Genomic DNA, 12,987 nt, shown 5'->3' with positions numbered 1-12,987 from the left:
GGAGAAGGAGGTGAATCGAAAATCGCCATGAAACAAACCGGCAAGCGTGAGGAATTTGTTCGTACACACCGTATTCGTTCTTTGCAAGGAAAACGGAATCGCTATGTCCATAACTTCTTGCATCAAGCGAGTTGGAAGGTCGTGGATCTCGCGCTGAAACATCGCTGTCATACCCTCGCATGGGTGACATGAAAGACATCAAGCAAGAGAATCTCCGCAAGATGTTTGTGCAGATTCCCCATGCCCGTTTTGTGGATCTCATCACCTACAAGGCCAAACTCCTCGGGATCACCGTTGTCAAGCAGAATGAAGCCTACACCAGCGGCTGTTCTGCGCTTGATGAGGAGATGATTTCGAGGAAGGCATACGCACCCAAGCGACGCACTCACCGAGGCCTGTTTGTATCCAACTCAGGGTTCAAGATCAATGCAGATGTAAACGGGAGTCTGAATATCTTACGAAAGTACTTGGGTGGGAAAGATAGTCCTGCACTGATCCAATCAGCAAGGGATAATGGGTGTTTGAAGCATCCGAAATGTATTTTTGTCGTGTAAGACAGGAAACATTTAAATCCCCCACCTCTACGCGAGGCGAAGGTGGCGGGAGTCTTCAACGGAAAAACGGCTTTAAGAAGGCCGATCGGATCCAGTACCGGCGCGAAGGCCAAGGCGGTAAGACGTATGAGATGAGTATCTACTATTGGAGTCCGGAAGAGGATTTGCCGCAAGAGGCTGTTCTGAAAAAAATGGCCAAAGCCTGCGAGGAGATCCATAATTTCCGCTCCAAGCGATACTACGGCCGGATAGACGCAGACCCGGATGAAGTGCTGGAACTAAGCCAGTAAAATCGCTTGTCCTCATCTTATCCGTACCGGCTCAAGCCAAGGCTCCAGCCTTTTCAACAGATACCCCCGCCCCTTCATAAATCTGATAATCTCCGGCAGCAGCCGGGCTGTCTCAGGCAAGTCGTGCAGCAAGATGACCAGAGGAGGGCTGGATGCCGCATTTTCTAGACGGTTTACTCTCTTTATGACCTGCTCGACGAGCCTTGCGTCGCGGTACTTCCAATCCAGACTGTCCACGTTCCAATCCCATACCTGATAACCGGCCCGCCTCACCGCTTCCAGATAGGAAGGCTTCATGTGAGGAATGCTTCCGTAAGGGGTGCGGACGAGTACGGTCACCTCTCCGGTGACGCGTCGCAATGTCTTGCGGGTTTTGTTCAGCTCTCGGAGAATGGACCGCTCTGAGGCGTAGAATTGTTTCTCCCTATGGGTGACTCCGTGCAGCCCCGCCGCATGTCCGTCACGGATGATGCGGCGGGCTGTGTCCCGAAAGCGGCGAATCTGCGGCTCCAACATGAAAAAAGTAGCTTCCGCCTGATGGCGGGCCAGTGTATCGAGGATGAGTTCAGTCGCTTCGTTCGGCCCGTCGTCGAATGTGAGGTAGGCGGTTCTTTTCCCTTCAAACATGGAAACCCTCCCCCCAAACAGCGCTCCAACTCTCACCTTCATATATATGCGAAAAAAGGCTGTCTCTCCAAGGGACGGATGCTATAGAACAATCTCAATGCCGCAACATATGAATGTATTGATCATCTTACGAGAAGATGTCGTCCATTCAGACATGCAGGCTGTTTTGTTTGAGGAGGGGGGAAAATGGCCAAAGACAAGGGTGTTTCCATCATTACGGTGACGAAACGACCGGCGTATATCAAAAATATATTTCTCAATTACGATCGGCAGCTTTGGGAGAAGAAGGAGCTGATCATCATCGTTCACAACGATCACGCACCGATCGAGATGTATAGAAGAGTTGCGAAAAGGCTGCCTGGCGTATCCGTGCACCAATTGCCGAAGGAGATGTCGCTGGGCAAGTGCTTGAATTACGGGGTGGAGCAATCGAAATACGACCACATCGCAAAGTTTGACGATGACGATTACTACTCTCCCGCTTATCTGACGGATGCCATGCGGGTATTTGAACGAACGAATGCGGACGTCATCGGCAAGTCTTCCCATTACGTCTGGCTGGAGGGAAAGAAGCTGTTGGCGCTTCGCTCTCCGGAAGCGGAGAATCAATATGTCCAGATTCTCCCTGGCGCTACTTTGGTGATAAGAAAACATGTCTTCGGCAAGGTCCGTTTCTCTGATCGGACCGTTGGAGAAGACAGCAAATTTTGCCGGGATTGCAAAGAGCAAGGGTTAAAAGTATACTCAGCCGGACGGGCTCATTTCATTGCCATCCGCAGGAAAGGCTCCCGGGACCACACCTGGCGGATTAGCGACTCCGAGCTTTTGTCCGGCAACGTCAAGATCTTTCCCTACGTCAAAAACATTTACAAATTTGTAAGCCGTGACGAGGCGTGAATTCCTTTATGCGCCACCAGACTTCTCTCATATGAACGATGAACAGTTTTTCCGCGCTTTCAATATCCCCCGTTCGAATTACCTCGGGAAGGGGACTATGGGTATCTGCTGCACTGTCCAGATTGGCAGAAATGTTCCCGCCTCCCGTATCTCCTGTTTGGCTGCTGCTGCTTGCAGGGCCCGATCTGCAGCCGGTGATGAGCAAAAGTGCCGCAGCCGCCGTCAAGAAGACCATTGCTTATCGCTTCATGGCCATTCCTCCATTTTCCATAGACTGAATAACATGACGAAAAAAGCGGCCTAAACCCGAACCGTTGCCTCTGCCAAAATGGACTTCCCCCTTTACCAGGCGCATTCCATAATTTTATCGGTAAAAATAACAACAGATAGAATGCGGGTTGTCAACGAACGGGATAAAGGCCTGTCGTATACAGGGATGTGATGGTCTGGGCAATCTCTTCGACAGAACTGCGATGTTCGTTTCGAACAATTTCCCACAGGTACATTTCATTTGTGAAAAACCAGCCACGCGCCACGAGCTCATGGTTTACGTCTGCTCTTGCCAGCCCGTTTTGCTGTGAATAGGCAATGTCCATGGAGATTCGCTGGATAAACCTTTCGCGGATTGACTTCCACTTGTTGGAAATCACAGGTGACACGCCAATCGCCTGTTCGAAGAGCTGCAGCATATTCCGTTCAGCCTCCGCCATTTTTAAAAAGGCGTAGGCCTGTTTTTGGATGATCTGCTCCGCTTCCGCTTTCGACTTTGGGAAGAAGGAGATCTCGGCTATCTCATAAAATTGCTCCATGACATGTTCCATCAGTACGCTCAAAAGATCCTCTTTGCCTTCAAAGTGAACATAGGCGGTTCCGTATCCGACATTGGCCTTTTTGATGATCTGGGAAATCGTCGCTTTTTGAAAACCTTCCTCCAGAAATACTTCTTTCGCGGCTTCCAACAGCTTTTGGCGGGTCACTGCCGAGCGCAAATGCCGCCGGTCCTTGATTTTTTTCATACTCACTTCTGCTTCCTCCCGTACCGAATAAATTATCTTCTAGCATATAAGGATTTCAGTGAAAATAAAAGATTTGCCTTTGATTGAATTGTATGAATAATAATATTGACATCATGTCATATTTATTGGTATGATTTCCCCAGAATGTGAGACTGATCGTCAAAGGGAGGAATATTGTGGTTTCGGATCACTTTCTGCCTACGTTGGATTACGCAGAACAATTGGACAGAGAGGACAGCCTTTCACGCTTTCGTGCAGAGTTTTATCTAAAGCCTGATTCCATCTATATGGATGGGAATTCATTAGGGCTGCTTTCGAGAAGAGCTGAACGCACACTCCTGGAAGCTGTAGCCGACTGGAGGGAACACGGCATCGATGGATGGACACAGGGGAATCATCCGTGGTTTACCTTATCGGAGAGTTTGGGGGAACTGAGCGCACCGCTGGTCGGAGCATCTCCTGAGGAAGTAATTGTAACCGGTTCCACAACGGTCAATTTGCATCAGCTTGTCGCTACGTTTTATCAGCCGCAAGGGACGCGAACCAAAATTTTGGCAGATGAACTCACGTTTCCGTCTGACATTTATGCCCTGCAAAGCCAGCTTCGCATCCGTGGATACGACCCGGATACCCATCTGATTCGCGTAAAAAGCCGGGATGGCCGATTTTTGGAAGAAGAGGATATCATCGACGCCATGACCGATGACATCGCTTTGATCATCCTGCCAACCGTTCTGTACCGCAGCGGCCAGGTCCTCGACATGCAGCGATTGACGGCGGAAGCTCATCGGAGAGGCATTTTCATCGGATTTGACGGATGCCATTCGGTCGGAGCGATTCCGCATTCGTTTAGCGAATGGGACGTCGACTTTGCCTATTGGTGCAATTACAAATACGTAAACGGCGGACCTGGCAGTGTCGGCGGCCTGTACGTGAATCGCAAACACTTTGGCGCGAACCCTGGATTGGCCGGATGGTTCGGGTCGAGAAAAGACAAGCAATTCGACATGGAGCATACGCTGACGCCTGCCGAAACGGCGGGAGCGTATCAAATTGGTACGCCGCACGTATTAAGTCTCGCCCCTTTGATCGGTTCCTTGGAAATGTTTGCGGAAGCCGGCATTGAGAACATTCGCCGAAAGTCTCTGCATATCAATCGGTATCTCATGAATTTAATTGAACACGAGTTGGCAGACTACGGGTTGTTCATCGGCACACCGGGAGAGGATGCGCGCCGCGGAGGTCATGTCAGCCTTGAGCATGAAGAAGCCGCGCGCATTTGCAAAGCGTTGAAAAAGAACGGCGTGATTCCCGATTTCCGGGCACCCAACGTCATTCGCCTTGCACCGATTGCGCTCTACACTTCCTACACGGAGGTTTGGAAGGTCGTGCAAATCCTCAAAAAAATCATGGCGGAGGAACAATACAAGCTGTATCCTAATGAACGGGAAGTCGTTTCTTAGACGAACCTTTTCAAGAAAAAAGGGGACGAACATATGGTGCATAACAATATCGTATTGGAGCATGAAAAGGAACGCGAGAATGGGTTGAAGCGCGATTTGAAAACAAGCCAGCTGACGATGATTGCCATGGGCTGTGCCATTGGGACAGGATTGTTCCTCGGCAGCGGGCTGGCGATTCAAACAGCGGGTCCAAGCGTACTGTTGAGTTACGCGATCGGCGCATTCATCGTATTGCTGTTAATGGGATGTTTAGCGGAGATGACGGTCGCTCATCCCACTTCAGGATCCTTTGGAACAATCTCGGAAAAATACATGAATCCCATGGCAGGCTTTCTTGTTCGTTACTCGTATTGGGTAGCCAACGTCCTTGCTGTTGGAGTAGAAGTAAGCGCGGTAGCCGTATATATGAAATACTGGTTTCCGGCGGTGCCCGATATCGTCTGGATTGCATTGTGTGCCGTTTTGCTCATTTATATCAATGCCAACAGTGTTCACGCATTCGGCACGGTCGAGTATTGGTTTTCGATGATCAAGATCAGTGCCATTTTCGGGTTCATCCTGCTCGGGTCCTATATCCTGTTGGGAACATCGGAACAGCCGGATATCGGACCCCAAAACCTGGTCAATGACGGAGGGTTTATGCCCTTTGGCTGGTGGGGAATGTGGGTTGCCATCTTCATTTCTCTCTTCAGCTTTTTGGGAACGGAGATGATAGCGGTCACCGCGGGGGAATCAAAAAACCCTGACGTTGCCGTACCGAAAGCGCTGAAATCAACGGTATTTCGCTTGTCTACTTTCTACGTCTTGACAATCGGCATCATGCTCATGATCGTTCCCTGGAAAATGGCGGGCATCGATAAAAGTCCATTCGTAAAAGTAATGGAAATCCTGAATATCCCCGGCGCGTCTGGAATTATGAATTTTATCGTCTTAACGGCGGCTTTATCGGCCATGAACAGCCAGCTGTACGCCTCCACGCGGATGATGTTCTCATTAGCGCAGGGCAATCACGCCCCTGCCTTTTTGGGAAAAACCAGCAGGAAAGGGGTTCCCGTCAGCGCACTTGCCGTATCTACGCTGGGGATTATTATTGCCGCAGGCATCAACGCGATCCTCCCGGATTCATCCTACGCAATGATGATGGGGATTTCCATGTTCGGCGCGATGTTTACCTGGCTGATGGTGTTTGTCTCTCATCTGTTTTTCAGAAAAAAGTGGATGGAGATGGGCGGGCGCCAACTGCCGGTGAAGATGCTTGGCTTTCCCTATTTAACGATTTTGGGAGCGGTTCTGCTCTTTGGTTTAATGGTATCGACATGGTTTACGGATTTTAAAATTATGCTTCAGTTCGGAATTCCGTGGCTGCTGTTTTTGTCTGCTGCTTACTTCGTCTGGAAAAAAGGAAGGGGCGTTGCAAAATGAACAGCGAGGAGCAAAACAGAGGTACGGGGTTGGAGTCAGGAATTCAAACCGATTTTCGAACAGCGATGTCGTACGGGGATTACCTCCATCTCGACAAGATTTTATCCAGTCAGCACCGGTGTTCCGATCACCATGATGAAATGCTTTTCATCATTATCCATCAGGCGAGCGAGCTGTGGATGAAGCTCATTTTACATGAGTTGAAAGCGGCTATTGGGTGTATTCGCCGGAACGATTTGGAGCCCTCATTTAAAATGCTGTCGCGCGTTTCGAGAATTCAGCAGCAACTGATTCAGTCGTGGAGTGTCCTTTCTACTTTGACGCCGGCTGAATACATGGAGTTTCGGGATAAGCTGGGCCAATCCTCCGGGTTCCAATCGTATCAGAACCGGTTGATTGAATTTGCTTTGGGAAATAAAAATGCCCACACGTTAGCTGTTTTTCAACATCAAAAAGCTCTGTACGAGCAGATGCTGCAGGCGCTTCACGAGCCGAGTATTTACGACGCGGCCATCAGTGCGCTTGCGGTGCGCGGATTGCCTGTTGATGAAGAAGTTCTCGACAGGGACTGGTCGCAAAGCTATCAGCCAAATGCCAGTGTAGAAGAGGCGTGGCTGACCGTTTACCGCAATGTTGATCAGTACTGGGATCTGTACGAGTTGGCCGAAAAGCTGGTCGACATCGGAAGTCAGCAGCAATTATGGCGTTTTAACCACATGACGACAGTGGAAAGAATTATCGGCCATAAACAGGGAACAGGCGGTTCATCAGGGGTTCCTTATTTAAAAAAGGCTCTGGATCAGCACTTCTTCCCGGAGCTATGGAGTCTCAGAACGAAGCTGTAAGAAACGGAGGCGGCAGGCTTGGGGACATGGATTGATATTTCACAACCTCTCGACAATAAGGTGGCAAACTGGCCGGGGGACACGCCATTTGCCTACAAAGTGAATTGGAGCAAGGAAGAGAGCGGATCTGTCAATGTCGGTCAAATCAGCATGAGCGTACACACCGGCACCCATATTGACGCCCCGTTTCATTTTGACAATGCGGGAAAAAGGGTCATGGAACTGGATCTCGATGTTTACATCGGCCGTGCCCGCGTCGTCCATCTGCCCAATCATGCATCGATCGGAGTGAATGAACTGGCCGGTATCGATCTCAAAGGGGTCACCCGGCTGTTGATCCGCACGGATGGGTGGAAGGACCGCCGCGTGTTTCCGGAAACCATTCCCCATCTCCGGCCGGAATTGGCTGCGCATCTTTCCGCATTCGGCATTCGCCTGATTGGCCTTGATTTGCCGTCGGTTGATCCTTTGGACAGCAAGGAACTGTCAGCCCATCATGAACTTGCCAGTCATGACATCCACATCCTGGAAGGGCTTGTCTTGGACGATGTCGCTCCGGGGGATTACGAATTGATCGCCCTTCCGCTGCCTTTGGTTGAAGCAGATGGAAGCCCGGTGCGCGCTGTGCTGAAAAAATAATCTGAGACAAACCGTAAACACGGGTATGGCGATGATCCGGCCTTCATCATACCGGCTCTCTTCCCTGACACGTTCGCATTTCATCCACATACGAACCAGCCCTGATGTGATATAATGTCTTGCTGTTGTGGTATTTCGTGTTTGCGAAGGGAAGGGACCAGCATGAAGGGCTCGGCAGGGGAGCGCGCATTGCAGCAAAAGTACGGAACGCGAAGAAGAGCTGAATCTTTTTACGATAATCAGATGATCGATTACCTCAACCCGGAGATGGTGCAATTTATCCGCGAGCAAGAGATGGTGTTTATCTCGACCGCCGACAGCCAAGGGAATTGCGACACCTCGATCCGTACCGGAAATCCCGGATTCGTCCGGGTCGTTGACGAGCGTACCTTGATTTACCCGGAGTTTCGCGGCAATGGCGTGATGGCCAGTTTGGGAAATATAACGGAAAACCCGCATATTGGCTTGTTGTTTGTCGATTTCGTCAAGTACGGCATCGGCCTGCATGTAAATGGAGGCGCTGCCGTGGTCGAGAATGACCAGCTGCAGCAGATGTTTTCTTTGCCGGACGGGCTGATGGAGAGCATCCAGCGCGATGAAAGCCGGCTCGTCGAACGCTGGGTAGCGATTCGCGTGGACGAGGCCTACATTCATTGCTCCAAGCACATCCCGCTGATGAAAAAGCTGGACAAGGAGATTCATTGGGGAACGGACGACGAGACCTTGAAAGGCGGAGATTTTTTCAAGGTGAAAGCAAATAAAAGAGAAGACCAGGCTTGGCAAAGCTAAGCAAATCTACCGCCGGAAATCCCGGCGGTTTTTTCTTATGTATCGTTCATCAGAATACAGGTAAGGAGGAGTCGATAGTGTAGGAGAAAGGGAAATTACAGTCTGTATTATACAGAAAATTCGGTAAAATATGATATTTATATGTTGTCAGAATGATTCGGATTGAAATAGAATATATGTATTCTTTTTCGATTTGTAACCATGGGGGAACGACGGTGAGACAGAGTCGGCCAGCACCGAGCTGAAACTGGAATGCGGCACGTTGATCGGACAGTCGCAATCAGGCGAAGCGGAGGGCGTTGGCAACAAGGTGTCAGTCATTTCCATGGAGGAGACAAACATTTTCCAATCGAAGGAGTGATTCTGATGTTAGAAAATCTGTTTGCCAGACTGGATGAGATATATCCGGAGTTGGTGAGGTTCCGCCGAGACCTGCATATGTATCCCGAACTTTCCTTTCAGGAAGTGGACACGCCCAAAAAGATCGCCGAATTCCTGACCACCCTGGGATTGGAAGTCCGGACGGGAGTCGGAGGAAGAGGCGTGGTTGGCTGCCTGAGGGGAGGCAAACCGGGGAAGACAGTGGCACTGCGCGCCGATTTTGACGCGCTGCCGATCCAGGACGCAAAAGAGGTGGAGTACAAGTCCCGCATTCCCGGTGTGATGCACGCCTGCGGCCATGACCTGCACACGGCGGCACTGCTGGGCACAGCCAAGGTGCTGAGTGAAGCAAGGGAAGAATTGGAAGGAAGTGTCGTGTTTATCCACCAGTTTGCCGAAGAGTCTCTCCCCGGCGGAGCCAAGCCGATGATTGCAGACGGCTGCCTGGACGGGGTGGATGTGATCTACGGAGCCCATGTCTCCTCAGACGAACCGATCGGCACCGTAGGCGTAGGCGAAGGGTACCTGCTGGCTAATGCGGATACGTTTGAAATTGAGATCGAGGGAAAAGGCGGCCATGGCGCCTATCCGCACAAGACGGTGGATTCACTCGTCGTCGGCTGCCAATTGGTGATGAATCTGCAGCAGATCGTCAGCCGCCGCGTCGACCCGTTAAAAACCGCTGTCGTGACGGTTGGCACATTTGAAGCGGGCCAAGCCTTCAACGTCATCTCGCAGACAGCCAGGATCACGGGGACAGTCCGCACCTTTGAGGAAGAAGTGCGCACCTCGATCGAAGAGTCGATCAGGCAGATAACAACGTCCGTCTGCGAAGGAGCGGGAGCAGCGGCAAAAGTTGAATATCGCCGAGGGTATCCCGCCGTATGGAATCATCCGGAGGAGACCAGACGGGTAGAGCAGCTGGCAAGACAAATCGTCGGGGAAGAAAACGTGAAGCACCTGCCCCCGCGCATGGGAGGCGAGGATTTTGCCTACTATCTGCAAAAGGTTCCCGGCACCTTTTTCTTCGCGGGAGGGGGCAATCCGGAGATCAAGGCCACCTATCCCCATCACCACCCCAACTTCGACGTAGACGAACGGGCGATGCTGGTGATCGGCAAGGTATTCGTTTCTGCCGTGTTCCATTACCTTTCCGGCGGCGTTGTCAAACCCGGCCCGGCACTTGGCGGCGCGGACAGCAGAGGTGATCTTTACGGCGCAAAACAACCTCTCTGATGCCCAGGCCTTCTACCAGAGCGTGAAAAGCAAGGCGGCAGCGGGCGGGCTTAGCGGCGAGCGCTTTTTGGCGGCGTACGCCGTCGGAGTAGAGACGGTGGCGAGACTGGGACTTTCGATCGGCGCCGACCACTATGCAAAAGGCTGGCACAATACCGCGACACTGGGGGGGATTGCCGCCGCTGTCGCCGCCGGTTTCGCCACGGGAGAACAGGGACGGTTCAGCGCAGAATACGTCGTCGCGCTGGCGCTGCTCGGCGTTCCGCTGTCGCTCGAAAGCTTTGCCAATGCGCCGATCCTGGCTGACATCGCGCGGTTTATGCAGCGCGTGGAGCGATCCTATGACGAGACGGTACAGCCGGCATCCCATGCCGTGCCAAAAGGGCGTTTTACGATCGTGAAGGTCATTGCGAAGGAGGGCCGCGTGTATACGGCGCGTGTCGACCGGCCGCGGGGAGCCGCCGGCAATCGCCTGTCGCCGGCTGAGCTTCAGCAAAAGCTGACGGTTGTTTGGCCCGACGACCCAGCCAGGGCAGGGCGGGTGATCGCCGCGAACACAGCCTTACACAGCGAAACGGATTTGCAGGAGTTGCCTTATTGTAAGCAAACGGCCCAAACCGCTGAATCGGTACGCCAAACAACTGACAAGAGGGCGACGCAAAAACACTCTCTCACGGAGAATGCTGCATTTCCGCCAGAGAGTGTTTTTGCGCTACCAAGACGTGATGGCGATGGTCGTCGCTTCCCCCGTTCTTCCCCACTGCACGCTGCAGTCCAGACTGCTGGTGAAGGCCCGGAGCGGCACCATGGTACGGCCGCTTACGGTAATCGAGGGCACATCCATTTTGACCTCGCGTCCATTCACCTCCAATACAGAGGAGCCTACGACGTGCGTTACCTTGGTATCCCCTTTCGTGACCGCGACGGTTTGGGTTTGCGGATCCCAAGCGACGTCCGCCCCCAGCTGTTCGAAGACAGCCCGCATCGGCACAAGCGTCGTGTCTTTGACCATCAGCGGCAGGGCATCTGTGCGAAGCTTTGAACCGTCGATGAAGACGTGGATGCCTGTCGTAAAGTCGGGCGTATCGGCGACCTGGTAATGGGCCGCCCATTTAAAAACAACGGTGTTCACGTTCATATCTTTCGTGTCGAAGAGGACAAAAGTCGCCGGAACGGTTTGACCCGGAGCCAATGTCAGGGCAGACAAGGCGGTCTCGCCGGAATACTCCCCTTCATTTCGCAAACCGGTCGATTGTTCGTCGTTGTTGTAGACGTTCAGCTGCAGGTCGGTAAAGTGATCCAGCGTCGCATTCCCGACATTGGCGACGATCGCATGCACGATCAGGGAATCGCGGTTTTGCGTTACATGGGTAACCTCGATATCCAGGGGCTGATCCTGGCGTTGCTGAGCGGCGGCGGCGCAGAGAGGAACGGTCAAGAGGCAGATGGAGACGAGCAGCAGCAGAATTTTTTTCAAAGGTTTTCCCCCGTTTGTCGTACGCAAAAGAGTGTACAGTCGCGTTTTTACTAAATTATAGGGCATCATCCGATGGATGGCCAGAAATGTTATTCGCGAATGCTGACCGGTGTTCCGATGGGCACGAGCCTGGCCAGCGCCTCTACATCTTGATTGTACATGCGGATACAGCCGTGGGAGACGTACTTGCCGATCGAGGCCGGGTTGTTGGTGCCGTGGATGCCGTAGTGCGGCTTGCTGAGCCCCATCCACATCGTTCCGAATGCGCTGAGCGGCCCGCCCGGATAGGAATTCGGGTAGGGGACTTTATTGACGATGGTAAAATCGCCGCGCGGCGTAGCAGTGGCGATTTTGCCCAATGCCACGGGAAACGAGCGCACAAGGCGATCTCCATCGTACAAGTACAGTTGAAGCTTCGAGATGGAAATGCGGATGCGGTAGGAAGGAATGACGTTCACCTCCTCAGGGGAAAACGCGCTTCCTGTATCCTATGCGGCGTCCGTAAAGCTGTACGTGGCGGCCGACGATCCCGGGCTAAGCCTGCAGGGCCCATTCTACAGCGGATTCGGCGTGGATTTTGGTGGTGTCGAACACGGGTACCTCGCAATCTTCTTGAGAGATGAGCAGCGTGATCTCCGTACAACCCAGAATGATCGCTCTAGCGCCGTCCCAGACCAGTTTTTTGATGATTTCCACATAAGCGTCTTTGGACTCCCGCTTGATCACACCCAGGCAAAGCTCCTGATAGATGATATCGTGGACGAGCTTCCGGTCAACTTCCCCCGGCACCAGTACGTCCAGATCGAATCTTTCGGCAAGTCTGCCTTTGTAAAAGTCTTGCTCCATCGTAAATGCGGTGGCCAACAGGCCGACCTTTTTGATGTTCTGCCGCCGTATTTCGCCGGCTGTCGCGTCGGCAATGTGCAAAAGCGGGATAGTGATCGCCGCTTCCACTTGACTGTCCATTTTGTGCATCGTATTCGTGCAGATAACAACGAAGTCCGCTCCGCCGCGCTCCAGTCTTTTGGCTGCGTCGATCATGAGCTCGGTCGCCTGTTCCCACTTGCCTTCGTGCTGCAGGTTTTTGATCTCGTGGAAGTCGACCGAATACAGCAAACTTTTGGCCGAGTGATGCCCGCCCAACTTTTCTTTCACTTTTTGGTTGATCAGTTGGTAGTAGATCAGCGATGACTCCCAGCTCATCACGCCGATCAGGCCGATTGTCTTCATCATGTCCACCTCGCGTCGTGGTTCGTACAATCATCATAACAGAATTCGCGGATCATCTGCGACGTTACTTCCTCGATGGGAAAGTTCTGCGGATAGGTAATAGAAAAAGGTCGAAAAAAAA

14 protein-coding genes and 1 pseudogene are annotated in these 12,987 nt (G+C 52.2%); 10 read left to right on the top strand and 5 right to left on the bottom strand.

What is annotated here, in order from left to right:
* Positions 1 to 188 precede the first annotated feature (188 nt).
* On the top strand, positions 189 to 554 hold the full coding sequence (locus HGBM_RS26880; RefSeq protein ID WP_019120431.1) for a zinc ribbon domain-containing protein: 366 nt from the start codon (positions 189 to 191) through the stop codon (positions 552 to 554).
* 131 nt (positions 555 to 685) lie between these two features.
* A complete protein-coding gene (locus HGBM_RS26875) occupies positions 686 to 844 on the top strand; it encodes a hypothetical protein (protein ID WP_175577999.1) in 159 nt (52 codons plus the stop codon).
* A 12-nt stretch (positions 845 to 856) separates the two neighbouring features.
* On the opposite strand, the gene HGBM_RS07245 is transcribed toward HGBM_RS26875, so the two are convergent.
* A complete protein-coding gene (locus HGBM_RS07245; RefSeq protein ID WP_019120429.1) occupies positions 857 to 1,471 on the bottom strand; it encodes a polysaccharide deacetylase family protein in 615 nt (204 codons plus the stop codon).
* Between the two features lie 186 nt (positions 1,472 to 1,657).
* Between HGBM_RS07245 and HGBM_RS07240 the strand changes: the two genes are divergently transcribed.
* Positions 1,658 to 2,368 carry a glycosyltransferase family 2 protein gene (locus HGBM_RS07240; RefSeq protein ID WP_019120428.1) on the top strand — a complete coding sequence of 237 codons (711 nt, stop codon included), beginning with the start codon at positions 1,658 to 1,660 and terminating at the stop codon, positions 2,366 to 2,368.
* 401 nt (positions 2,369 to 2,769) lie between these two features.
* Here the strand turns inward: HGBM_RS07240 and HGBM_RS07230 are convergent, their stop codons facing one another.
* On the bottom strand, positions 2,770 to 3,384 hold the full coding sequence (locus tag HGBM_RS07230) for a TetR/AcrR family transcriptional regulator (RefSeq protein ID WP_019120426.1): 615 nt from the start codon (positions 3,382 to 3,384) through the stop codon (positions 2,770 to 2,772).
* Positions 3,385 to 3,560: 176 nt separating this feature from the next.
* Between HGBM_RS07230 and kynU the strand changes: the two genes are divergently transcribed.
* The 7 genes and pseudogenes from kynU to HGBM_RS29400 form a co-directional block, all read left to right on the top strand.
* Entirely contained in the window at positions 3,561 to 4,847 is a 1,287-nt protein-coding gene (gene kynU / locus HGBM_RS07225; protein ID WP_019120425.1) for a kynureninase, read from the top strand.
* 33 nt (positions 4,848 to 4,880) lie between these two features.
* A complete protein-coding gene (locus tag HGBM_RS07220; protein ID WP_019120424.1) occupies positions 4,881 to 6,269 on the top strand; it encodes an amino acid permease in 1,389 nt (462 codons plus the stop codon).
* Positions 6,266 to 7,114, top strand: a complete 849-nt coding sequence (gene kynA / locus HGBM_RS07215; RefSeq protein ID WP_019120423.1) for a tryptophan 2,3-dioxygenase — start codon at positions 6,266 to 6,268, stop codon at positions 7,112 to 7,114. The genes HGBM_RS07220 and kynA overlap by 4 nt, the downstream gene beginning before the upstream one ends.
* An 18-nt stretch (positions 7,115 to 7,132) precedes the next feature.
* Positions 7,133 to 7,753, top strand: coding sequence for an arylformamidase (gene kynB / locus HGBM_RS07210; RefSeq protein ID WP_019120422.1), 621 nt, complete (start codon positions 7,133 to 7,135; stop codon positions 7,751 to 7,753).
* A gap of 162 nt (positions 7,754 to 7,915) precedes the next feature.
* Positions 7,916 to 8,542: a pyridoxamine 5'-phosphate oxidase family protein gene (locus tag HGBM_RS07205; RefSeq protein ID WP_019120421.1), complete on the top strand. Its 627-nt coding sequence runs from the start codon at positions 7,916 to 7,918 to the stop codon at positions 8,540 to 8,542.
* A gap of 366 nt (positions 8,543 to 8,908) precedes the next feature.
* On the top strand, positions 8,909 to 10,159 hold the full coding sequence (locus tag HGBM_RS07200; RefSeq protein WP_019120420.1) for a M20 metallopeptidase family protein: 1,251 nt from the start codon (positions 8,909 to 8,911) through the stop codon (positions 10,157 to 10,159).
* Positions 10,128 to 10,604, top strand: a pseudogene (locus HGBM_RS29400) (MmgE/PrpD family protein); the annotation flags it as partial. The gene HGBM_RS07200 and the pseudogene HGBM_RS29400, both read left to right, overlap by 32 nt.
* Before the next feature lie 267 nt (positions 10,605 to 10,871).
* On the opposite strand, the gene HGBM_RS28860 reads toward HGBM_RS29400, so the two are convergent.
* From HGBM_RS28860 to HGBM_RS07185, 3 genes are all read right to left on the bottom strand, one after another.
* The gene (locus HGBM_RS28860) at positions 10,872 to 11,636 is read right to left on the bottom strand and encodes a copper amine oxidase N-terminal domain-containing protein (protein ID WP_019120419.1); all 765 of its coding nucleotides are present in this window, start codon (positions 11,634 to 11,636) and stop codon (positions 10,872 to 10,874) included.
* 89 nt (positions 11,637 to 11,725) lie between these two features.
* Positions 11,726 to 12,085 carry a L,D-transpeptidase gene (locus tag HGBM_RS07190; protein ID WP_026074259.1) on the bottom strand — a complete coding sequence of 120 codons (360 nt, stop codon included), beginning with the start codon at positions 12,083 to 12,085 and terminating at the stop codon, positions 11,726 to 11,728.
* A gap of 85 nt (positions 12,086 to 12,170) precedes the next feature.
* Positions 12,171 to 12,866, bottom strand: a complete 696-nt coding sequence (locus tag HGBM_RS07185) for an aspartate/glutamate racemase family protein (protein ID WP_019120417.1) — start codon at positions 12,864 to 12,866, stop codon at positions 12,171 to 12,173.
* Positions 12,867 to 12,987 lie beyond the last annotated feature (121 nt).

This window comes from Brevibacillus massiliensis, from assembly GCF_000311785.1.
GTDB classification, from domain to species: Bacteria; Bacillota; Bacilli; order Brevibacillales; family Brevibacillaceae; genus Brevibacillus_C; species Brevibacillus_C massiliensis.
This window is presented reverse-complemented; position numbering and strand designations above follow the sequence as displayed.